Raw genomic sequence first — 20,215 nt, 5'->3', positions numbered from 1 at the left:
CTCCCTCCGCCGCCAAGGCAGCCTCACCACCGGCCGAAGGCCCTCCTCGTCAAGTCACCTTGATCACGGACGTGTCGTCGCCAGGCCTCCCCGGGGTAAAGCTCGCTCATCGGACTCCTTCGTGAGGCTGAGATCTTAGTCGTGGGCCAGCACCCGGCGTCCTTGCAGGTGAGAGGCTCTTTGATCGACTTGACCAGACTTGATCAGATTCGCTTGGACCCGTGGTGACTAATGCAGGTTTAATGCCGATCCCGCTGCAATGGCCCCGCCGGTGGCGAACGACCGCCGGTGTGGAGGTCGACATGAGGATGCGCAGATTGGCGGTGGCCGTGGTGCTGCCTGCCGTGCTGGCGCTGACGGCGTGCGGTGGCGGCGGCGAAGAGGGCGACGGCATCGCGAGCGCCGGCGGCGGCGGCGCGAAGAACGCGGCGGCCTCCCCGTCGCAGTCACTCAGTCCCGAGGACGCCCAGCTGAAGTTCGCGCAGTGCATGCGCGAGAACGGTGTGGAGATGCAGGATCCGGGATCGGACGGCCGGGTCCGGATCCAGGCCACCGGGAAGGCCGGCGACCAGGGCAAGATGCAGGCGGCGATGAAGAAGTGCCGGCCCTACCTCGAGGCCGGCGGCAAGATGCCGAACATGCAGGACCCGAAGGTCCGCGACCAGTTCGTGAAGTTCGCGCAGTGCATGCGCGAGAACGGCGTCGACATGCCCGACCCCGGACCTGACGGCGGTCTGATGATCAAGGGGAATCCCGGCGAAGGGGGCCGCGACAAGCTGGAGAAGGCCCAGAAGGCGTGCGCGTCGCTCCGGCCCGGCGGAGGTCAGCGGTGAGGCGGATTCTCGTCACCGGGGCGGCCGCCGCGGTCGTGGCCGCGGGCGGTACCGCGGTCGTGCTGGCCGGCGGCGGCGACGAGGCGAGCGGGCAGGCACCCCCCACCGCCACGGCGACCGCGGACGTGACCAGAGGGGACCTCGTCGACACCGCGAGCGTCGACGGCATCCTCGGGTACGCCGACGAGAGCGAGGTGCGGACGGGGGCCTCCGGGACCGTCACCTGGGCGCCGGCCGAGGGCGCCACGGTGAGACGGGGCGGATCACTGCTCCGGGTGGACGGTGAACCGGTGTCGCTCATGTACGGCGTCACGCCGCTCTACCGGCCGCTGAGCGTGGGGGTGTCCGACGGTGCGGACGTACGCCAGCTCGAGAGCAACCTCAAGGCACTCGGTCACGGCGACGACCTGACCGTGGACGACGAGTTCACCTCCGCGACCGCGCAGGCCGTCCGGGACTGGCAGGACGACCGGGGCCTGGCCGAGACGGGTTCCGTCGACGCCGGCCAGGTCGTGTTCCTCCCAGGGGCCGTCCGGATCAAGAAGGTCAACGCGACGGTCGGGGCTCGGACCACCCCGGGCCAGCCCCCGCTCACCGCGACCGGCACCAGGCGGAACGTGCACGTGGACCTCGACGCCGACAAGCAGGACCTGGCGCGCAAGGGCGCGACCGTGAGCATCGAGCTGCCCGGCGGCCGGACCGTCAAAGGCAAGATCACCGAGGTCGGCACGGTGGCCGAGCAGACCGGCGCCGGGCAGGACCAGAAGACCACCGTGAGCGTCGACATCTCGCTCGGCAAGACCGGAACGGGGCGGCTCGACGAGGCGCCCGTGACGGTCGAGCTCGAGAGCGAGCGCCGGAAGAACGTGCTGTCGGTGCCGATCGAGGCCCTGCTGGCGCTGCGTGAGGGCGGCTTCGGCGTCGAGGTGGTCGAAGGCGCGGCGAAGCGGGTGGTGCCGGTCACCACCGGCAGCTTCGGCGGCGGGCGGGTCGAGGTCTCGGGAGGCGCGATCCGAGAGGGCATGAAGGTCGGGGTGCCCGCGCAATGACCGTCGTCGAACTCTCCGGCGTGACCAAGCACTACCCGGGGGGCGTCGCCGCGCTGCGCGGTGTCGACCTGCTCATCGAGGAGGGGGAGCTCACCGCCATCGTGGGCCCCTCCGGGTCGGGCAAGTCCACGCTCCTGCACATGATCGGCACCCTGGACCTGCCGACCGACGGGTCGGTGCGCATCGCCGGGCACGATGTCGCGGCGCTCTCGGACCGGGAGCTGTCGGCCCTTCGGGCGCGGCACATCGGCTTCGTCTTCCAGCAGTTCCACCTGGCCGCCGGGGTCAGCGCACTCGACAACGTCGCCGACGGCCTGCTCTACCACGGCGTGCCCCTGCGGGAACGCCGGGAGCGGGCCGGGCGGGCGCTCGAACGGGTGGGTCTCGGGCACCGCACGGGGCACCGGCCGAACCAGCTCTCCGGCGGCGAGCAGCAGCGCGTCGCAGTGGCCCGCGCGGTGGTGGGCGATCCCGATCTGCTTCTCGCCGACGAGCCGACCGGCAACCTCGACTCCGCGGCCGGCGCCGAGGTGCTGCGCCTGCTCGGCGAACTGCACGGCGCGGGCACGACCATCGCGATCATCACGCACGACATGGAGATCGCCGAGTGGGCGCCTCGCCAGGTGCGGATGCGCGACGGCCAGGTCGTGGCGAGTGAGCGCGTGCTCGAGACCGGGGAGCCGGTCCGATGATCAGAAGATCGCGCCGGTCCGCGCCGGAGCGGCTGAGCCCGGCCCGGCTCGGCGGCCGCGACGTGGTGCGCGTGGGCGTCACGGGGCTGCGCGCCCGGCCCACTCGGGTGCTGCTGTCGGCCCTGGGCATCGCCATCGGCATCGCCACCATGATCGCCGTGATCGGGATCTCGGCTTCGAGCAAGGAGCAGTTGCTGCGGCAGCTCGACACGCTCGGGACAAACCTGCTCACGGTCAAGCCCGGCAACACGGTGTTCGGTGAGGACGCCAAGATGCCGGAGACCGCCGTCGACATGGTCCGGCGCATCGGCCCGGTGCGGACCGTCGGCGCGACCGGGGCGGCGGACGCCACCGTGCGCCGCACCGATCGCATCCCCGAGGCGGTCACCGGCGGCATCACCGTACAGGCGGCGACGGGCGAGCTGCTGGCCACGCTCGACGGCCGGGTGCGCACCGGAAGCTGGCTCAACGCCGCCACCGAGCGCCACCCCGCGGTCGTGCTCGGCTCCGCGGCGGCCGAACGGCTGGGGCTGGACGGCACGGGGGCGCAGGTGTGGATGGGCGGCCGGTGGTTCACGGTGGTCGGCATCCTGGAACCGCTGGCGCTCGCTCCGGAGATCGACCGGTCGGCGCTCGTCGGCTGGCCCGCGGCCGAGCGCTACCTCGGCTTCGACGGCCACCCCACCATGCTCTACGAACGCTCGGCCGACGCCTCGGTCGAGTCGGTGGGCGACGTGCTGGCCCGTACGGTGAATCCGGAGAACCCCGAGGAGATCGACGTCAGCCGGCCCTCCGACGCGCTGGAGGCGAAGGCCGCTGCGGCGGGAGCGTTCACCAACCTCCTGCTCGGGCTAGGCGCCGTCGCGCTGCTCGTCGGCGGGGTCGGGGTGGCGAACACCATGGTCATCTCGGTGCTGGAGCGGCGCCGCGAGATCGGGTTGCGCCGGTCGCTCGGAGCCACGCGGGGGCAGGTGCGGGTGCAGTTCCTGTCGGAGTCCCTGCTGCTGTCGATCCTCGGCGGGGTGGCGGGCGCCGTCGTGGGGGCCCTGGCGACGGTGGCGTTCGCCGCCTACCGCGACTGGCCGCCGGTCGTGCCGCTGTGGGCTCTCGGCGGGGGAGTGGCCGCCACCCTGGCCATCGGCACGATCGCCGGCATCTATCCGGCGATGCGGGCGGCCCGCATGTCGCCCACGGTGGCGCTGACGGTCACCTGACCCGAAGCCCGTTCAGTGTCGGCGAACGCACCACCAGACCGTTCTTGAGTGGTGCGTTCGCCGACACCGAGTGGCGTTCGAGGTGTCAGAGGGCGCGGGATCCAGTGCCGTCCTGCTGACGGCGGAGCGCGATGGCCTCGCGCACGTCCGCGACGATCCGGTGCCTCACCTGGAAGACCGTCGCGGCGTCGTACTTGAGATGGATCCACCCGTTGACGGCGAACTGGTCGTCGCGGGTGAGGTCGTTGCGATATTGGCGTGCGTCGGTCCGGTGATGGCCGCCCTCGTAGTCCAACGCGATCTTCAGCGCAGGGTACGAGAGGTCCGGGCGGCCGATCCACACGCCGCCGGGGTCGAAGACGTCGGCGTTGGCCACCGGCCTTGGCAGCCCGGCGTCGACGAGGATCATCCGAAGCCGGGTCTCCATCGGCGAGTCGGTCTTCGGCTCCAGGTGGGGGAGCACCGCACGGGCGAGTCGCAGACCGGGTCTCGGCGTGCTCGCCTCGATCGAGCGGCGCAGATCGTCCGGCTCGATCCAGCCCTTTCCCAGCAGGTGGTCCCCGGCGATGATCAGATCGAGCCGGACGAGATCGACGGCGAGCTCTGCAAACAGACGTTCCGGACGTACAACGTAAAGGTCGTGGACTTTGCGCATTTGGCCGAGCGTGAGGCCGTACCGATGCGTGACGATCCCCCGGACCTGCGGGATCGTCGAAGTACCGGCCGGCAGGGCCAGATGAACGCGGTCGTCGGCCGTGTCGGGCACGGGGACCCGGTACAGCCGGGCCGCGGTGACCCCGCAGAACACCGCGCCGGTCGGGACGGCGAGCAGCGCGGCACGGCACCGCAGCTCGACGGAGTCCGGCAGATCGACGCTCACGTAGACGCGGTGGAAGATCCGCCGGAACCGGCTTCCGGTGAGCTGTCGGCGCGTGACGCCCAGGCCGAAAGCGATCTCACAGCGAAAAGGGCCCTTCGTGAGGGCGGGCGGGATATCTCGGGCGGCCGGCATGAGGGCCACGGTGACACTCCGTGGCCACGCGTACACCCGAAATCGCTGCCGAGCGACGTTCGGTGTCGGAGAACGCACCACCCAAGGCCCTCGGGTCGTGCGTTCTCCGACACTCGGCGAGCGCACACGATAGCCAGCGCGCGACAACCGGCACGGGAGCGGTCAGCGCAGGGGGGTCACCGCGTCGGCGGCCGAGGCCTCGTGGACGAAGTCGGCGAGGCGGGCGAGCTTGTCCGGGTCGGTGGAGGGCAGCACGCCGTGGCCGAGATTGAACACGTGGCCCTCCGCCGTGCGGCCCCGGGCCAGGACGTCGCGGGTCCGCTGCTCGATGACCTCCCACGGTGCGAACAGCACCGCGGGGTCGAGGTTGCCCTGCAGCGCCTTGCCCGGCTCGACCCGGCTCACCGCCGCGTCGAGCGGCACCCGCCAGTCGACCCCGACCACGTCGGCGCCGGCCTCGCCCATGATCCCGAGCAGCTCACCAGTGCCCACGCCGAAGTGGATCCGCGGCACGCCGAGGCCCTCGACCGCCGAGAAGATCTTGCTGGTGTGCGGGAGCACCGAACGCCGGTAGTCCTCCGCGCTCACCGCGCCGACCCAGGAGTCGAACACCTGGACGGCGCTCGCGCCGGCGGCCACCTGGATCTTGAGGAACTCGGTCGTGATGTCGGCCAGCCGGCCGAGCAGTTCGCCCCAGAGCTCGGGCGCGCCGTACATCATCGCCTTGGTGAGGTCGTGGGACTTCGACGGCCCGCCCTCGATGAGGTAGGAGGCGAGCGTGAACGGTCCGCCTGCGAACCCGATGAGCGGGGTGTCGCCGAGCTCGCCCACCAGCCCGGCGACCGCCTCGGTGACGTAGGTCACGTCATCGGGCGTCAGCGGCCGCAGCCTCGCGAGCCCGGCGGCGTCGCGGATCGGGTCGGCGATCACGGGGCCTACGCCCGGCTTGATGTCGAGATCCACCCCGATCGCCTTGAGCGGCACCATGATGTCGCTGAAGAAGATCGCGGCGTCGACCGCGTAGCGCCGTACGGGCTGGAGCGTGATCTCGGTGATCATGTCGGGCCTTGTGCAGGCCTCCAGCATCGGCACGCCGGCCCGTACGCGCAGGTACTCGGGCAACGAGCGGCCGGCCTGGCGCATGAACCACACCGGGGTGTGCGGCACCGGCTCGCGGCGGCAGGCCCGCAGGAAGACGGCATCATTGTCAACAGGCACCCTAGGATCGTCCCACGGATCCGCCGGCGATTCGCACCGAGTCGCCAACACGGTGGCCGGAGTGCTCCGCCGCTGGTCCGGCGTGGGCGGTGTGGCCCGTCGCGGCGCGCCCGCGGGCGGCCGGGCGCGGGGGTGGACCACGGGGCCATGAACTTCGGACACGCCGAGCGAAGTCCCGCAATCCACCGCTCCGGCGTGCAACCGTGCGGTTCTCACCCCTTAAGCCGCGAGCCGAGGGAGGCATCCGATGATGGCCGTGACCATCCGTCACTGCTCCACCTGCGGCGACGAGCGCCCGTTCGAGCGGCCGCCCTGCGCCGACGGGCATGGTGATCTTTGTCCTGAGCTGTCCTGCGTCGACTGCGGCGCGGCCCTGCTCATCGCGGCACTGCTAGAGCCGTTGCAGCCCGGATCGGCGGAACAGCCGGACGTATCCTCCCGGGCCGCCTGAGCGACCCCCGACACCCCCGAGACCGTGCAAAGTGCCCAGACTCTTCGTGACCATGACCAGCCCGGATTCCCCGCGAATCCGGCTTCCGGCGCCTCGCCCGGCGTGGCAGTCCCGGGTTCTTCAAGCAAAACGATCTACGCTCAGCCCATGGGCGCCCCGCGCATGACGCCGCCCCCGACCCAGGCAAGTGAGGTACCGGCGCCCTTCCAGCGGGCCCTGGACACGCTGCGCCTCGCGGTCGAGGGCGATGAGATCCGTTCCGAGCTCGAACTCGAGAGCATGCCCGCGCCGCAGCGGCTGGCGCCCTATGCGGCGGCCCTCTCGGCGTCGGTCTACCGTGACGACACCGAGATCGCCATGGGCCGGCTGATCGTGCTGTACGACCCGGACGGGCACAGCGGCTGGGTGGGGAGCTTCCGGATCGTCGCCTATATCCGGGCCGATCTCGAGCCCGAGATCGCCGCCGATCCGCTCATCGGCTCGGTCGCCTGGAGCTGGCTGACCGAGGCGCTCGACATCGTCGGCTACGCCGGCGTGTCCGGCACCATCACCCGAGCGGTCTCGGAGAGCTTCGGCGACAAACAGGACGATCCCTCCACGACCGAGCTGGAGATGCGCGCGTCGTGGTCGCCGGCGGGCGAGGATCTGGCCGGTCACGTGGCGGCGTGGTGCGAGGTGATGTGCATGGCGGCCGGGTTGCCCCCGGCCGGAATCACCTCGCTGACCGGTTCGGGCACCTGAGCGGCGTACGGTAGGCGCGTGGGAGTGTCGGAAACCAGTCAATCGGCCCAATCGGGGGAGACCGCTCCGCAGGACTCCGGCGGGATCGTCACGCCTCTCCTCGAGCCGAGCGAGGGAATCCCCCCGGTGGTGCAGACCGCCGAAGCGCTGAACCAGGTCGTCGCGGCGTTCGCGGCGGGCACCGGGCCCGTGGCGGTGGACGCCGAACGGGCCTCGGGCTATCGCTACGGGCAGCGGGCCTACCTCGTCCAGCTGCGCCGGGAGGGCGCGGGCACCACGCTCATCGACCCGATCGGCTGCCCGGACCTGTCGGCACTCGACAGCGCCCTCGCCGACGCCGAGATGGTGCTGCACGCCGCCAACCAGGACCTGCCGTGCCTCGCCGAGCTCGGACTGGTCCCGCGCAGGCTGTTCGACACCGAGCTCGCCGGACGGCTGCTCGGGCATCCCAGGGTCGGGCTCGGCTCGATGATCGAGAACGTGCTCGGTTACTCGCTCGAGAAGGGCCACTCGGCGGCCGACTGGTCCACCCGGCCGCTGCCGGAGGAATGGCTGCGCTACGCGGCGCTCGACGTCGAGCTGCTCGTGGAGCTTCGCGAGGCGCTGCACGCCGAGCTCACCGACACCGGCAAGCTGGAGTGGGCCGCCGAGGAGTTCGAGGCGATCCTGGCCGCCCCGCCCAAGCCGCCGCGCGCCGAGCCGTGGCGGCGTACGTCCGGGATCCATCGCGTGCGCAACCGGCGCGGCCTCGCGGTCGTACGGGCGGTATGGGAGGCCCGGGACCGGATCGCGCGCGACCGTGACCTGTCACCGGGGCGGGTGCTGCCGGACGCCGCGATCGTCGAGCTCGCCCTGACCGTGCCGCACACGCTCGCCGATCTGCAGGCGATGCCGGCACTGCGGACGCGCAACGCGCGCCGCCACCTGTCGGTATGGCTGCGTGCGGTGTCGAAGGCCCGCGCATTGCCGGAGAGCGAGTACCCCGAGCAGGGGCAGGGCGGCGACGGCCCGCCGCCCGCCCACCGCTGGGCGGAGCGCGACCCCGAGGCGGCCAAGCGGCTCACCGCGACCCGTGCCGTGATCGCCGCCCTGGCCGACGAGCACCACATGCCCACCGAGAACCTGCTTCAGCCCGACGCCGTTCGCCGGCTCGCGTGGTCACCGCCCGACGAGATCAGCGCGGAGGCGCTCAGCGCGGTGCTACTCGCCCTCGGGGCCAGGAGCTGGCAGATCGGGCTGGCCTCGGTGCCGCTGGCGAAGGCGCTCCAGCGGCTGGAGTCCAAGGGCGACCTGTAGGCGCGCACGCCCTGGGCCCCGCTCACCCGGGGGCGATGTTTACCGGCGGGCCAGGCTTAGGTTAGCTTCTCCTAAGTAAGAATCCCCGCCGCCGGATGGATCGCGGCTTGATCGTGAGGAGCGCAACGGTGCTGCTCGGCAATTACCTCATCGGTCTGCGCGAGGGGCTGGAAGCCGCTCTGGTGGTGAGCATTCTCATCGCCTATCTCGTCAGGACGGGCAACCGGGGCGCGCTCGCTCCGGTCTGGGCGGGGATCGGTCTGGCGGTCGCTCTCAGCGCAGGGTTCGGCATCGCGCTGAGCGCAGCCTCCTCGGACATGCAGTTCAAGACCCAGGAGCTGTTCGGCGGGACCCTGTCGATCGTTGCCGTGGGCCTGGTCACCTGGATGGTCTTCTGGATGCGCAAGGCGGCCCGTGGCATCAAGGCCGAGCTCGAGGGCAGGCTGGAGGGGGCCCTCGACGTGGGCCCGTTCGCGCTGGCCGTGGTGGCGTTCATGGCGGTCGGCCGCGAGGGCCTCGAGACGGCCCTGTTCCTGTGGACGAACATCAGCAACTCCACGGAGGACTCCACACAGCCGATCATCGGCGCCGTCCTCGGCCTGGTCACCGCGATCGTGCTCGGCTACCTCCTCTACCGCGGCGGGCTGAAGCTGAACCTCAAGGCGTTCTTCACCTGGACCGGGGGAGCGCTGATCGTGGTCGCGGCGGGCGTCTTCGGCTACGGGTTCCACGACCTGCAGGAGGCCGGCGTGCTGCCCGGCCTGAACGCGGTGGTGCTGGAGCCCGCCACGTTCTTCGCCGAGTTCGGCAGGGCCGGCCAGTGGGCTCAGACGATCTTCCAAGGTGTGCTGAACGTCACTCCGAAGATCACCTGGCTGCAGCTCACCATGTGGGTGGCCTACGTCGTTCCAGTCATGTACCTGTTCCTCCGCCCGGCCAGGGCGCGGGCCGTCGGCGCCGACCGCGAGCGCGCGCCGGCGAAGTCCTGACCCGGCCGCCTTCGGCACCCGGCCAGGGGCGGTCACGCGGGGGCGCGGCTGACGGCCGGGACGTCGGCTTCCTGTGGTATCGACTACTGGTGGTCTCGACTGCCGGTGGCTACCGGGGGTCTTGACCGGCGGGTTCTCGGTCGCTGAGGTCTCGCGTCTCGGTGCGCGGCCGGCGCGGCCACCTCCGAAGACGGCTCAGCCGCCAGACCGGGACACCGATGAGCGCGAGCGCTCCGAGGAACGGCAGCAGCCAGCCGAGGGCGACGGCGAGTGCGGAGAGGGCGCCGACGAACGCCGCCCAACCGGATCTCAGCCCGCCGGTGAAGCCGCCGCCGGGCCTGGCCGCGGCCTTGGGCGTGGGCTCGATGCGCACGGTCACGGTGGCGAAGCCGGTCTGCTCGGCGAGCGCCCTCCGTTTGGCCTGGAGCGCCTCCAGGTCGGCCTGGCGCTGTGAGATCTCGCGCTCGACGTTGATGACCTCGGCGACCGTGCCGGCCCGGTCGAGCAGCTTGCGGAACGACTTCAGCGCCGCCTCGGCCGACCGCACCCTGCTCTCGACGTCGGCGACCGCCTCGGTGACGTCCTCGGCCTCTTGCCGCAGCGCGCGACGGGTCCCGAGCCGGTGGGAGAGCCCGTCGAGGACGGTGCCGTACCGCTCAGCGGGAATCTTGAAGGTGATGCTCGCCCCCACCGGATCGGTGGTGGCGTTCTCGTTCGCGACGTGCCCGCCCGCCTGCGTCACCAGTGCCTTGGCCCGGGTCACGGCGGCCTCGACGTCCGAGGTCTCCACTTCCATGCTCGCGGTGTAGACGACGGCACGTGCGGCCGGCGCGGAGAGCTTGATCTGCTGCGGCGCTGAGCCTGGGGCGCCCGGCTCCATCGCCTTCGGCGCGGTCCCCTCCCGCTTCGCGTCTGCCGCGGAGCCCGCCGCGTTGGACACCCCGGAAGAGCTGTTCGACCCGCCGCCCGCGCAGCCGGTCAGCAGCACTGCCACCACCACCGGGACGAGCGCGAACCCCGCTCTGACTGTATGCACGGAGATTCGACGATGTGATCCACGCCATAGTTCCGCCGTTCGGCGAGATTCGCGAATTCCGTGAGATTTAGGGCCCGATCTGGCCGGGGTCCTCCGGCTCACCCGTCGTGCCCTGGTCAGGACACCGCCGATTATCTGCGATCGTGGAATCTATGTCCCATGTCGTAGTGATCGGCGGTGGCATCGCGGGCCTGGCGGCCGCGCGGTTCCTCTTGCGCGGCGGTGCGCGGGTGACCGTGCTGGAAGGGTCGCCCGAGGTCGGCGGCAAGCTGAGGGTGAGCGAGATCGCCGGGGTGCCGGTCGACGAGGGCGCCGAGGCGATGCTGGCCCGCCGGCCCGAGGGGCTCGACCTCGTCCGCGACCTCGGCCGGTCCGAGGAACTCGTCTATCCGGGGACGACCTCGGCGGCGATTCTCAGCCGCGGCGAGCTCCGGCCCCTGCCGGCCGGCCATGTCATGGGTGTGCCGGGCGATCTGCGGGCGCTCGCCGCCTCGGGCATCCTGTCGCCCGCGGGGCTCGCCCGCGCGCCGCTCGACCTGATGCTGCCGAGGAGCCCGCTCGGAGCGGACGTGTCGGTCGCCGACTACGTGGGTGCCCGGGTCGGTGCCGAGGTCGTGGACCGCATCGTCGAACCGCTGCTCGGCGGCGTCTACGCCGGGCGGACCGAGGAACTGTCGTTCGACGCGACGCTGGGGGGCCTCGCGGACGCCGCTCGCGCGCACCGGTCGCTCATCGCCGCGGCCCGGGCCGTACGGGACGCCGCCCCGAAGGACGCGGGCCCGGTGTTCACCACGCTGCCCGGCGGGCTCGGTTCGCTTCCGCGCATCCTTGCCGACCTGGTCGAGGCCGAGGGCGGCACGGTCCGGACCGGGGCGGTGGTACGTGAGCTCGCCCCCACGGCCGACGGCGGCTGGCGGCTGACGATCGGGCCGACGCGGGCGCCGGAGGCCCTGACGGCCGACGGCGTCGTGGTCGCGGTGCCCGCGGCCCCGGCGGCGCGCCTGCTGGCCGATGTCGCTCCGATGGCGGCCCGGGAGCTCGCTCGATTCGAGTACGCGAGCATGGCCATCGTCACCCTGGGCTACGCGTCGACGGCGTTCCCGCAGCTCCCGAGCGGCAGCGGCTACCTGGTGCCGGCCGTGGAGGGCAGGACGGTCAAGGCCGTGACGTTCAGCACGGTCAAGTGGCCCCACCTGCGCGAGCGGGATCCGAACCTCGTGGTCGTACGGTGTTCCATCGGGCGGCACGGTGAGGAACACACGCTCCAGCGCCCGGACGAGGATCTGAAGGCCGCCGCCATGACCGAACTGGCGGTGACCTGCGGGGTCGGCGAGCTGCCCATCGACAGCCGCGTCACCCGCTGGGGCGGCGCCCTGCCGCAGTACACGGTGGGTCACGCCGACCGGGTGGCCCGGATCCGCTCCGCCGTCGCGGAGGTGCCCGGGCTGGCGGTGGCGGGCGCGGCCTATGACGGGCTGGGCATCCCGGCCTGCGTCGCCACCGCGCGGGCGGCGGCGGGGCGGGTGCTCGAACATCTGAACAGTCGTGGAGAATCGAGACATGGCAGCGACGGACAGGCCCAAGGCACGCGACCTCAACCAGACGATCCGGTACACGATGTGGTCGGTGTTCCGGGTGAGGACTCTGGGGGATCTGGTCGGCGACACGGTCGCCGGTGAGGTCAGCGACCTGCTGGGGCAGGCCGCCGAGAAGGACGTGACGACCCGGGGCCTGTACGACGTCGCGGGGTTCCGCGCCGACGCCGACTACATGTTCTGGTGGCACGCGCCGAGTTCCGACGACCTGCAGGAGATCTACGGCCGGTTCCGCCGTACGGCGCTGGGTCGCGCCTCCGAGCCGGTCTGGTCGGCGATGGCGCTGCACCGCCCGGCCGAGTTCAACCGGAGCCACATCCCCGCGTTCCTCGCCGACGAGGAGCCCCGGCCCTACGTCTGCGTCTATCCGTTCGTCCGGTCGTACGAGTGGTATCTGCTGCCGGACGAGGAGCGGCGGGCGCTGCTGGCCGAGCACGGCATGATGGCGCGCGACTACCCCGACGTCCGGGCCAACACGGTCGCCTCCTTCGCCCTGAGCGACTACGAGTGGATGCTCGCCTTCGAGGCCGACGAGATGCACCGCATCGTGGACCTGATGCGCCACCTGCGCGGCTCCAGGGCCCGGCTGCACGTTCGTGAGGAGATCCCCTTCTACACGGGCGCGCGTAAGCCGGTCGCCGAGCTCGTCGCCGGGCTTCCGTAACGGAGCACTAACTCACAGAGACCATTTCGGCCGGTATCCGGTAAGTCACGGTGCCGACCAAAGTAGAGTGCGCTGTCGGGACGCGCCCACATGAGGCGGTGTGCCCGTTGGTGGTTCGCCCGGGACCCGGGGAACCCGAAGGGGAGGGATCGTGACTGACGCGCCACGGCATGCCCGGGGTCGGCATGCCAAGCCCCCGTCCGAGTTCAGCCGGGCGTGCGACCGGACGCTGCGCACCGTCATGGCCGAGCGGAACCGCCGCAAGATCGTCGTGGCGTGGAGCGGCACCGCCTCGGTGGCGCTCGGGGTGGCCGCGGTCGTGGGGATGTCCATGGCGGGTTCGGCCGAGTCGCCGACGGCCGCCACCGCGGGCGCGGCGGCCTCCGCGCGACCCCCGGCCCGGTCCGCGCCGCCGGCCACGCCGCCCGCCGCGGCGGGCGGCGTCACCCCGGCCGCGCACGGTCCGGTGGAACCCGTGGGCACCGGCACCGAGACGAGCTCCGATGTGGCGCCCCAGGCGCTGTCGTTCCTGAAGGAGAAGGACCCGGACGAGAAGATCACCGGACATGTCAGGGAGGTCGTCCAGAGCGGCGACTTCCTCCGGGTCTACACCGACCTGTCGGAGGGTGACGAGAACTCCGAGCCGGCCATCTCGCTGTGCGAGTGGACCACCGAGTATCTGAAGGACAAGCGCGGTGAGCGGGCCCCCGTCGTCTTCGTCCACGCCAAGACCAGCGGCAACGGCAACGTCGTCCTCGCCAACAAGCAGGGGGAGAAGGACGACTGCGAGGTCGGCGTGACCCGCTGACCCGTGGTCCCCGGTCCCGCGGCTACTCCGCGGGCTCGAGGGTGAGCGACACGCTGTTGATGCAGAACCGGTCGTCGGTCGGCGTCCCGTAACCCTCGCCGTGGAACACATGGCCGAGGTGGGAGTCGCAGGTCGCGCAGCGGACCTCCGTGCGCGTCACCCCGAGGGAGCGGTCCTCGATCAGCGTGACCGCGTCGGAATCGGACGGCGCATAGAAGCTGGGCCATCCGCAGTGCGACTCGAACTTGGTCTCCGACCGGAACAGCTCCGTGCCGCACGCGCGGCAACGGTAGACCCCGACCGTCTTGGTGTCGTTGTACTCACCGGTGAACGGCCGTTCCGTACCCGCCTCGCGGAGCACGTGGTACTCCTCGGGGGACAGCTCGGCACGCCACTCGGCCTCGCTCTTGCGCACCTTCTCCATGTCCCCGACCGTACCCGCTGATCGCGGTGTCCTCGTGGGCGGCCCGGGCGGCTGTCGGTGGGGTGGGTTACGGTGCCGGTATGGCATCGCCCTTCATCGAGATCCAGGTCGGCGAGCGAATCGTCAAGATCACGAACCCGGACAAGGTCTACTTCCCAGAACGCGGGCTGACCAAGCGGCAGGTGGTGGAGTACTACCTCGCCGTGGGCGACGGCATCCTGCGGGCGCTGCGGTCCCGGCCGACCACGCTGGAGCGCTGGCCGGGTGGGGTCTTCGAGGGGGCCAAGCTGTCCACCCGCGTCGACAACAAGGGCGACGCCTTCTACCAGAAGCGGGTGCCCAAGAACGCGCCCGACTGGATCACGACGGCGCGCATCGACTTCCCGAGCGGCCGGTCCGCCGACGAGGTCTGCCCGGTCGAGTTGGCCACGGTGGCCTGGGCCGCCAACCTCGGCACGCTGACCTTCCACCCGTGGCCGGTCCGGAGCGATGACGTCGACCACCCGGACGAGCTCAGAATCGACCTCGACCCGCAACCGGGCACCGACTTCGACGACGCGAAGAAGGTCGCGCTGAGCGCCGTGCGCGAGCTGCTCGACGACCTCGGCTATGTCGGCTACCCCAAGACCTCCGGCAGCCGCGGTGTCCACATCTACGTGCGGATCGAGCCCCGGTGGACCTTCACGGAGGTACGCGCCGCCGCCCTGGCCTTCGCCCGCGAGGTCGAACGCCGGATGCCCGACCTGGTCACCACGAAGTGGTGGAAGGAAGAGCGCGGCGAGGAGATCTTCATCGATTTCAACCAGAACGCCCGCGACCGCACCATCGCCTCGGCCTACAGCATCCGGCCCCGGCCGCACGCCCCGGTGTCGGCCCCGGTGACGTGGGAGGAACTGCCCGACGTCGACCCCGAGGACTTCACCGTCGAGACCATGCCCGCGCGGTTCGCCGCGCTCGGCGACGTGCACGCCACGATCGATGACCGGGCGTTCTCGCTCGAGCCGCTGCTCGAGATGGTCGAACGCGACGAGGCCGACCGGGGCCTCGGCGACATGCCGTACCCGCCGAACTACCCCAAGATGCCCGGCGAGCCCAAGCGGGTGCAGCCCAGCAAGGAAGCGCGTCCCACCAGCGGATAGCGGCGGACGGTGAGGTCGGTCGTACGGCCCGACGCCGAGGAGGTCCCAGGCGGCGCCGGGCCGCACGTGCGCAGGACGGCCGCGGGGGCTCGGCCGTTCCTGCACCTTCCCGGGTGCGCTCCGCCCGGGTTTGTGCGGACTAGCCGGGCGCGCACCGGCTCGTCCACGTCTTCAGATCCACGAGATCCCCACGGGTCACCGCCGATCCGTGGAGGTGGAGGCCGTGGTCTCCTCGATGCGTTGCCTGTGGGCCTGGATGTCGACGAGGCCCGTTGTGATGGCCTCGGGCGGGATCGCGTCACCGAGGGCCTCGCCGGGATCGGTGAAGGCCGGCCGGAGGCTGGTCCAAGTGGACGGTGGGGGTATGTCGTCCCACACAGGATCGCCGGTCGGGTCGAGCCGGCAGCGCGCTATCAACCCTTCGTACACGTACGCGGTGCGGATGAAACTCAGGCAGACTCGGTGCACGAGGCCACGCGAACCGCTCAGAGCGCCCGCGAGCGCATCCATGACCTCGTCCAAGGCGAGCTCGTAATGGTCGGTCACGCCGCAGGCGCCGGCGCCGTCTTCACCGACGATCGACCACGAATACATCCGTGGTGGATCACTAGATCGTTGTGCGTGCACCGTGACTGACTCCTCCAGGGTGTGGCTTTTGGTCACAGCCAGTGAAACCCTGCGCACTCTGCAGTGGTAGGCGGACAATGGGCGGACAAGGACGCGGACACTCAGGCGACCGGGAAGTTGTCCGGTCAAGGCGAAGGCGCGCGATGACCGAGGAAGCTCCTCCGTGGTGGGCTGTACACCTACGCGCTGAGCGTGAACGGCGAGGCTGGAACAAGCATGAAATGGCCCGCCGGCTCCACAAGGCGATGGGGCAGGAATACCCGCCTCTGAAGTCGCTGGTCCGGCAGATCCGCGGCTGGGAGAATGGCGACCACTATCCCCGCGACTGGCGAACCGCGTATGCCGCAGCGTTCGGTGTGGACGAGGGCGAACTTTTCAGTTCGCCGTCGATCACCTCACGGGAGGAAGACGTGCTCCGCAGGGAGTTCCTCGGCGCTTCGCTAGCCACTGGGCTGGCCCTGACATCCGTTCCGAACTGTGAGGTCGCCGGACGGCAAGTCGGAAAGGAGGTCGTGGAGCGGCTACGCCAACGCACAGCCCGGCTGCGTCGCCTCGACGACTTTCTTGGAGGTGCTGACACCTATCGGATCTACGCGGCCGAGCTGGCGTCGACGAGCAAGCTGGTAAGCGAGGCCAGTTACACGGAGCCCACAGGCCGCGCGCTGCTGGGGCTCATCGCGGAGCAAGCAGCAGGCCGGCTGGGCGGCGTTCGACGCGGGCTGGCATGACGATGCGCGGCGGTTGTTCAAGACCAGTCTTTCCGCCGCCACGGACGCCTCGGATACCTCTCTCATGGGGAATGCCTTGGCATTCCTTGCCTACCAGAAGGTCAGCATGGGGAATCCAGGGGCCGAGGAAGCCGAAGCCTCCTGTCGAGTGGCAGGACGCGAGACTCCTTCGGCTGTGCGGGCACTCCTGTTCGAACGTGCCGCCTGGGCGCACGCCCTTTCGCGTTCTGACGAGAATGTGGTGCAGGCTGCCCTGACGAGCGGCGCCGAGGCGCTCGTGGATGGAGGGGAACGTCCTGATCCTCATTGGGCGACCTGGGTAGATCGAACCGAACTCGACATCATGACCGGCCGCTGTTGGACCGCATTGGGTCGGCCGCTGCGGGCTATTCCGGCGCTTGAAGGTGCGCTCGCGAACTATGACGACACGCACGCCAGGGACAAGGCCCTGTACCTGACCTGGCTCGCAGAGGCTTACCTCGACGCCGGAGAGGTCGAACAGGGCGCCGACACCCTGAGTGGCGCCATCGCTCTGTCAGCAGACGTGGCTTCGGTCCGTCCGCATCGGCGCATCCACGAGGTTCTGCACAGAATGAGACGTGACGCGGCGCTTCCCGCGGTGAACGGGCTCCTGGAGCGTGCGGCTACCTTGTTGCCCGGGCCAGCCATTCAAGGTAGGAAAGCGCTCCCCCGTCGATCACGGTGAAGGAGACCTCGGGGTTGTCCCACGGGTGCCGGGATTTGAGGTGCTTCTCCAACTCCGGATACCGATCCGCAGTGGTTCGCAGGAAGACCTGCCATTCCTCTCCCTCCCCGAGTTGACCCTCGTGCCAGAACACCGAAGCGGCCGGACCGAAGACCTGTCCTGAAGCTGCCAGCCGAGCTTGCACAGCGGTTTTGAGCAGGTTCATCGCGACGTCTCGGCTGTCCGCCGTAGTCGACACCTGAAGGTAGTCGGTCATGGCGTCGACCCTAATTGAGCGCAACGAAGACCTCGCCTGTTGAGTACGTCACCAGCGCCGGTCCGTCTCACTTGCTTGTGGGCCGCTCCTCGGCGTCGGGCGCGGGGCGCGGGAGCATCAGGGCGGGGACGAGCGCGAGCGCGGCGAGTCCGGCGGTCCACCAGAAGCTGTGGGCGAACGCCCGGACGAGGGCGTCGACGGCGCCCGGGCCGCGGTCGGCCGCTGCGTCGGCGAGGCTGCCGCTCGCACCCGGGATCTCGGCCCTGATGTAGATCTGCAGAACAACCGCGAGCACGGCGGTGCCGAGGGAACTGCCGACCCGGACCAGGATGTTGGCCGTCGTGGTCGCCGCCGGCACGGCCGCCCGGGGCAGGGTGCGGTAGAGGGTCGCCATGAGCGGCGCCACGATGAGCCCGTGTCCCAGCCCGGCGACGAACGTCACGGCCACGAGGAACGGCTGTGGCGTCGTGACGTCGATCCGGGTGTAGGCGAGGCAGGCCGCCGCCGCCACGGCGATGCCGATGATGCCGAGGCCTCGTGAACCTCGGCGGTCGGCCAGGCGGCCGGCGAACGCCATCGTGACGATCGCGCCGAGGCCGAACGGGGCGACCAGCAGTCCGGCGCGCAGCGGGCTCTCGCCCTGGGCGATCTGGACGTACAGCGGGAGCAGCACGGTGAGGCCGAAGATCGCGCCGGAGTAGACGAAGAGCGCGGTCACGGCCGTGGTGAAGCCCCGGTTCCGGAACATCCGCAGATCGAGCAGCGGACCCTTGGCCTTGCGGAGGGCGTGCGCGCAGAACAGGCCGAGCAGCACGACCCCCGCGCCGACGGTACCGAGCACCTTCGCGCCCGTCAGCGGGGATCCGTTGCCGGCCTCGGACAGCCCGTACACCAGGGCGGCCAGGCCGGGGGAGAGCAGGGTCAGCCCGATCGCGTCGAGGCGGCCGCCGGCACGCCGCTCCGGGTCGGCGGGGATCCAGCGCAGCGCGAGCAGCAGGGCGGCGGCGCAGAAGGGGACGTTGACGTAGAACATCCACCGCCAGGAGAGGTGGTCGACGATCAGCCCGCCGAAGACCGGGCCCAGCACCGGCGCGAGCATCGCCGGAATGCTGATCAGGCTCATCACCCGGCCCAGGCGCCGTGGCCCGGCGGCGCTCGCCAGCATGGTCTGCCCGATGGGCATGAGCAGCCCGCCGCCCACGCCCTGCAGGACCCGGAACACGATCAGGCTGGTGGTGTTCCAGGCCGCGCCGCACAGAGCGGAACCGATGATGAACAGGGCCAGCGACGTGATCCACATCCTCTTGGCGCCGAAGCGCTCGATCACCCATCCGGTCAGCGGGATGGTCATCGACAGTGCCAGCAGGTAACCGGTCAGCACCCACTGGATCGTCGACAGCGATGTGTTGAAGTCGCGCCCGAGGGTGTTGATCGCGACGTTCACGATGGTGCTGTCGAGGATGGTCATGATCGCTCCCATGAGCACCGCGACCGCCAGCCGGAGCAGCGCCGGGTCGAAGGCATCCTCCGTGGGAGGCGCGTCGGCATGGGTTCTCGTCATGGTATGGGTCCCTTCACGCACGATTCCGTACACCGTAGCGCTTTCTCGTACACCGTAACACTAGTCCGTACGCTGTATCGGCAATGCGATACGGCGTACGGATAGACTCGACGGGTGCCACGTACTTCCGGGCCCGAGCGGCCCGATCAGGACTCGTCCGGCGCGCGGGAGCGCGGTCCGGTGTGGGCGAGACCGACGGGGGATCGGCGCCGCAGCGCGTTGACTCAGGAGGCCGTCGTCGCGGCGGCCATCACCCTCGCCGACCGCGAGGGACTCGCCGCGGTGTCCATCCGCCGGGTGGCGGCCGAACTCGGCGCGCGGACGATGAGCCTCTACTCGTACATCGAGAGCAAGGAGGACCTCCTCGACCTCATGTTCGACGAGGCCAACCGCGAGGTTCTGATCGAGGACGGCCTCCCGGGGGACTGGCGCGCGGCGATCATTTTGATCGCCCAGCGGACGCGCGCCGTCCTGCTGCGCCACCCGTGGATGGTCGAGGTGGCCGGCCGCCGCCCCCAGGTCGGGCCCAACGGGCTGCGGCACGTCGAACAGTCACTTGCCGCCCTCGACCCCCTGCGGCTCGACCCCCCGGCGGGGGCTCTGATCTGCGCCGCGGTGGACGACTACCTGCTCGGTCACGTGATCCGCGAGGTCATGACGGGCGGCGGCGCGGATCGAGGGGCCGCGGAGGCCGCTCGTTCGTCGACGCTTCCGTACCTTCAGCGGATGGCCCGCAGCGGAGAGTTCCCGCGCCTCGCCCCGCTGCTCGACGCGGGCATGCCCCAGGTGGGGGAGACCTTCGACCAGGGCCTGGAGTGGCTGCTCGACGGGATCGCTCGATCACACGGCCTTCCGGCCGGCCTTCCGGACGGCGACGACTGAACCTGAGGGTCCTGTGGTTGCACGAGGCGGCCGGCATCCGCGCACGAGTGGATCAAGCATCCGGGCACCCGGAGCGACACAGATCCTTGATCGTCACGAGGTCGCGTCAGCGGCACGAGACCCGCCGCCAGGCATATCCGGAAACCCGCCGCCATGCGTCGGGACCTGGCGCCATGCGTGTCCCCGGACCTGGCGCCATGCGGATCCAGAGCGTGACACGCCCTCCCCTCCGATGTACGGCGGAAATCCCCCGGCGTGATCATGCACTTGCGCGCGTGCGCAAGTGCATGATCA

22 protein-coding genes are annotated in these 20,215 nt (G+C 70.7%); 15 read left to right on the top strand and 7 right to left on the bottom strand.

Annotated elements, in window-relative coordinates; translation table 11 throughout:
• Positions 1-302 precede the first annotated feature (302 nt).
• Genes HKK74_RS31350 through HKK74_RS31335 form a run of 4 tightly spaced genes read left to right on the top strand, consistent with a single transcriptional unit; the run spans position 303 to position 3,788 of the window.
• The gene (locus tag HKK74_RS31350; protein WP_187247005.1) at positions 303-833 is read left to right on the top strand and encodes a hypothetical protein; all 531 of its coding nucleotides are present in this window, start codon (positions 303-305) and stop codon (positions 831-833) included.
• Positions 830-1,882 carry a peptidoglycan-binding protein gene (locus tag HKK74_RS31345; RefSeq protein WP_187247004.1) on the top strand — a complete coding sequence of 351 codons (1,053 nt, stop codon included), beginning with the start codon at positions 830-832 and terminating at the stop codon, positions 1,880-1,882. Before HKK74_RS31350 ends, HKK74_RS31345 begins: the two co-directional genes overlap by 4 nt.
• The gene (locus tag HKK74_RS31340; RefSeq protein WP_187247003.1) at positions 1,879-2,574 is read left to right on the top strand and encodes an ABC transporter ATP-binding protein; all 696 of its coding nucleotides are present in this window, start codon (positions 1,879-1,881) and stop codon (positions 2,572-2,574) included. Before HKK74_RS31345 ends, HKK74_RS31340 begins: the two co-directional genes overlap by 4 nt.
• Complete coding sequence (locus HKK74_RS31335; RefSeq protein ID WP_187247002.1) at positions 2,571-3,788, top strand: ABC transporter permease; 1,218 nt, start codon at positions 2,571-2,573, stop codon at positions 3,786-3,788. Before HKK74_RS31340 ends, HKK74_RS31335 begins: the two co-directional genes overlap by 4 nt.
• An 85-nt stretch (positions 3,789-3,873) precedes the next feature.
• On the opposite strand, the gene HKK74_RS31330 is transcribed toward HKK74_RS31335, so the two are convergent.
• The gene (locus tag HKK74_RS31330) at positions 3,874-4,800 is read right to left on the bottom strand and encodes a hypothetical protein (protein ID WP_187247001.1); all 927 of its coding nucleotides are present in this window, start codon (positions 4,798-4,800) and stop codon (positions 3,874-3,876) included.
• A gap of 162 nt (positions 4,801-4,962) precedes the next feature.
• Positions 4,963-6,018 (bottom strand): uroporphyrinogen decarboxylase, encoded by a 1,056-nt coding sequence (hemE, locus tag HKK74_RS31325; protein WP_187247000.1) that lies wholly within the window; start codon positions 6,016-6,018, stop codon positions 4,963-4,965.
• A 247-nt stretch (positions 6,019-6,265) separates the two neighbouring features.
• Here hemE and HKK74_RS31320 point away from each other — a divergent pair, with 247 nt between their 5' ends.
• The 4 genes from HKK74_RS31320 to efeU all read left to right on the top strand — a co-directional run bounded on the left by HKK74_RS31320 (position 6,266) and on the right by efeU (position 9,495).
• Positions 6,266-6,469 carry a hypothetical protein gene (locus tag HKK74_RS31320; protein ID WP_222722949.1) on the top strand — a complete coding sequence of 68 codons (204 nt, stop codon included), beginning with the start codon at positions 6,266-6,268 and terminating at the stop codon, positions 6,467-6,469.
• A 147-nt stretch (positions 6,470-6,616) separates the two neighbouring features.
• On the top strand, positions 6,617-7,210 hold the full coding sequence (locus HKK74_RS31315; RefSeq protein WP_246492162.1) for a DUF3000 domain-containing protein: 594 nt from the start codon (positions 6,617-6,619) through the stop codon (positions 7,208-7,210).
• A gap of 18 nt (positions 7,211-7,228) precedes the next feature.
• Positions 7,229-8,506, top strand: a complete 1,278-nt coding sequence (locus HKK74_RS31310; RefSeq protein WP_376771571.1) for a ribonuclease D — start codon at positions 7,229-7,231, stop codon at positions 8,504-8,506.
• 113 nt (positions 8,507-8,619) lie between these two features.
• The gene (efeU, locus tag HKK74_RS31305) at positions 8,620-9,495 is read left to right on the top strand and encodes an iron uptake transporter permease EfeU (protein ID WP_312881970.1); all 876 of its coding nucleotides are present in this window, start codon (positions 8,620-8,622) and stop codon (positions 9,493-9,495) included.
• 109 nt (positions 9,496-9,604) lie between these two features.
• Here the strand turns inward: efeU and HKK74_RS31300 are convergent, their stop codons facing one another.
• A complete protein-coding gene (locus HKK74_RS31300) occupies positions 9,605-10,531 on the bottom strand; it encodes a DUF4349 domain-containing protein (RefSeq protein ID WP_187246999.1) in 927 nt (308 codons plus the stop codon).
• Positions 10,532-10,683: 152 nt separating this feature from the next.
• On the opposite strand from HKK74_RS31300, the gene hemG reads away from it, so the two are divergent.
• From hemG to HKK74_RS31285, 3 genes are all read left to right on the top strand, one after another.
• Positions 10,684-12,210, top strand: coding sequence for a protoporphyrinogen oxidase (hemG, locus tag HKK74_RS31295; protein WP_187246998.1), 1,527 nt, complete (start codon positions 10,684-10,686; stop codon positions 12,208-12,210).
• The gene (gene hemQ, locus HKK74_RS31290; RefSeq protein ID WP_187246997.1) at positions 12,092-12,790 is read left to right on the top strand and encodes a hydrogen peroxide-dependent heme synthase; all 699 of its coding nucleotides are present in this window, start codon (positions 12,092-12,094) and stop codon (positions 12,788-12,790) included. Before hemG ends, hemQ begins: the two co-directional genes overlap by 119 nt.
• 151 nt (positions 12,791-12,941) lie before the next feature.
• Positions 12,942-13,598, top strand: a complete 657-nt coding sequence (locus HKK74_RS31285; protein ID WP_187246996.1) for a hypothetical protein — start codon at positions 12,942-12,944, stop codon at positions 13,596-13,598.
• A gap of 22 nt (positions 13,599-13,620) precedes the next feature.
• Here HKK74_RS31285 and msrB read toward each other — a convergent pair whose 3' ends face one another.
• Entirely contained in the window at positions 13,621-14,022 is a 402-nt protein-coding gene (msrB, locus tag HKK74_RS31280) for a peptide-methionine (R)-S-oxide reductase MsrB (protein ID WP_187246995.1), read from the bottom strand.
• A gap of 80 nt (positions 14,023-14,102) precedes the next feature.
• On the opposite strand from msrB, the gene ligD reads away from it, so the two are divergent.
• A complete protein-coding gene (gene ligD / locus HKK74_RS31275; protein ID WP_187246994.1) occupies positions 14,103-15,161 on the top strand; it encodes a non-homologous end-joining DNA ligase in 1,059 nt (352 codons plus the stop codon).
• Between the two features lie 195 nt (positions 15,162-15,356).
• Here ligD and HKK74_RS31270 read toward each other — a convergent pair whose 3' ends face one another.
• On the bottom strand, positions 15,357-15,755 hold the full coding sequence (locus HKK74_RS31270; protein ID WP_187246993.1) for a hypothetical protein: 399 nt from the start codon (positions 15,753-15,755) through the stop codon (positions 15,357-15,359).
• 176 nt (positions 15,756-15,931) lie between these two features.
• On the opposite strand from HKK74_RS31270, the gene HKK74_RS31265 reads away from it, so the two are divergent.
• Together HKK74_RS31265 and HKK74_RS31260 are read left to right on the top strand one after the other, a co-directional pair.
• The gene (locus HKK74_RS31265; protein WP_187246992.1) at positions 15,932-16,516 is read left to right on the top strand and encodes a helix-turn-helix domain-containing protein; all 585 of its coding nucleotides are present in this window, start codon (positions 15,932-15,934) and stop codon (positions 16,514-16,516) included.
• 13 nt (positions 16,517-16,529) lie between these two features.
• Entirely contained in the window at positions 16,530-17,222 is a 693-nt protein-coding gene (locus tag HKK74_RS31260; protein WP_187246991.1) for an NsdA family TPR-like regulatory protein, read from the top strand.
• Here the strand turns inward: HKK74_RS31260 and cutA are convergent.
• Both cutA and HKK74_RS31250 read right to left on the bottom strand, forming a co-directional pair.
• Positions 17,161-17,478 carry a divalent-cation tolerance protein CutA gene (cutA, locus tag HKK74_RS31255; RefSeq protein ID WP_187246990.1) on the bottom strand — a complete coding sequence of 106 codons (318 nt, stop codon included), beginning with the start codon at positions 17,476-17,478 and terminating at the stop codon, positions 17,161-17,163. The two genes, HKK74_RS31260 and cutA, sit on opposite strands and share 62 nt — an antisense overlap.
• A gap of 67 nt (positions 17,479-17,545) precedes the next feature.
• A complete protein-coding gene (locus tag HKK74_RS31250; RefSeq protein ID WP_187246989.1) occupies positions 17,546-19,039 on the bottom strand; it encodes an MDR family MFS transporter in 1,494 nt (497 codons plus the stop codon).
• A gap of 114 nt (positions 19,040-19,153) precedes the next feature.
• On the opposite strand from HKK74_RS31250, the gene HKK74_RS31245 reads away from it, so the two are divergent.
• Complete coding sequence (locus HKK74_RS31245) at positions 19,154-19,921, top strand: TetR/AcrR family transcriptional regulator (RefSeq protein ID WP_222722948.1); 768 nt, start codon at positions 19,154-19,156, stop codon at positions 19,919-19,921.
• Positions 19,922-20,215 lie beyond the last annotated feature (294 nt).

Source organism: Actinomadura alba (genome assembly GCF_014323705.1).
Classification (GTDB): domain Bacteria; phylum Actinomycetota; class Actinomycetes; order Streptosporangiales; family Streptosporangiaceae; genus Actinomadura_C; species Actinomadura_C alba.
The sequence above is the reverse complement of the archived record's forward strand: the minus strand, read 5'-3'. Positions and strand labels throughout refer to the sequence as shown.

Excerpts from the sequence above, each read along its gene's own strand:
- HKK74_RS31350 (WP_187247005.1), top strand. The coding sequence starts at position 303 with ATGAGGATGCGCAGATTGGCGGTGGCCGTGGTGCTGCCTGCCGTGCTG.
- HKK74_RS31340 (WP_187247003.1), top strand. The coding sequence starts at position 1,879 with ATGACCGTCGTCGAACTCTCCGGCGTGACCAAGCACTACCCGGGGGGC.
- HKK74_RS31335 (WP_187247002.1), top strand. The coding sequence starts at position 2,571 with ATGATCAGAAGATCGCGCCGGTCCGCGCCGGAGCGGCTGAGCCCGGCC.
- HKK74_RS31330 (WP_187247001.1), bottom strand. The coding sequence starts at position 4,800 with ATGCCGGCCGCCCGAGATATCCCGCCCGCCCTCACGAAGGGCCCTTTT.
- HKK74_RS31320 (WP_222722949.1), top strand. The coding sequence starts at position 6,266 with ATGATGGCCGTGACCATCCGTCACTGCTCCACCTGCGGCGACGAGCGC.
- HKK74_RS31315 (WP_246492162.1), top strand. The coding sequence starts at position 6,617 with ATGGGCGCCCCGCGCATGACGCCGCCCCCGACCCAGGCAAGTGAGGTA.
- hemG (WP_187246998.1), top strand. The coding sequence starts at position 10,684 with ATGTCCCATGTCGTAGTGATCGGCGGTGGCATCGCGGGCCTGGCGGCC.
- hemQ (WP_187246997.1), top strand. The coding sequence starts at position 12,092 with ATGGCAGCGACGGACAGGCCCAAGGCACGCGACCTCAACCAGACGATC.
- msrB (WP_187246995.1), bottom strand. The coding sequence starts at position 14,022 with ATGGAGAAGGTGCGCAAGAGCGAGGCCGAGTGGCGTGCCGAGCTGTCC.
- ligD (WP_187246994.1), top strand. The coding sequence starts at position 14,103 with ATGGCATCGCCCTTCATCGAGATCCAGGTCGGCGAGCGAATCGTCAAG.
- HKK74_RS31270 (WP_187246993.1), bottom strand. The coding sequence starts at position 15,755 with ATGTATTCGTGGTCGATCGTCGGTGAAGACGGCGCCGGCGCCTGCGGC.
- HKK74_RS31265 (WP_187246992.1), top strand. The coding sequence starts at position 15,932 with ATGACCGAGGAAGCTCCTCCGTGGTGGGCTGTACACCTACGCGCTGAG.
- cutA (WP_187246990.1), bottom strand. The coding sequence starts at position 17,478 with ATGACCGACTACCTTCAGGTGTCGACTACGGCGGACAGCCGAGACGTC.
- HKK74_RS31250 (WP_187246989.1), bottom strand. The coding sequence starts at position 19,039 with ATGACGAGAACCCATGCCGACGCGCCTCCCACGGAGGATGCCTTCGAC.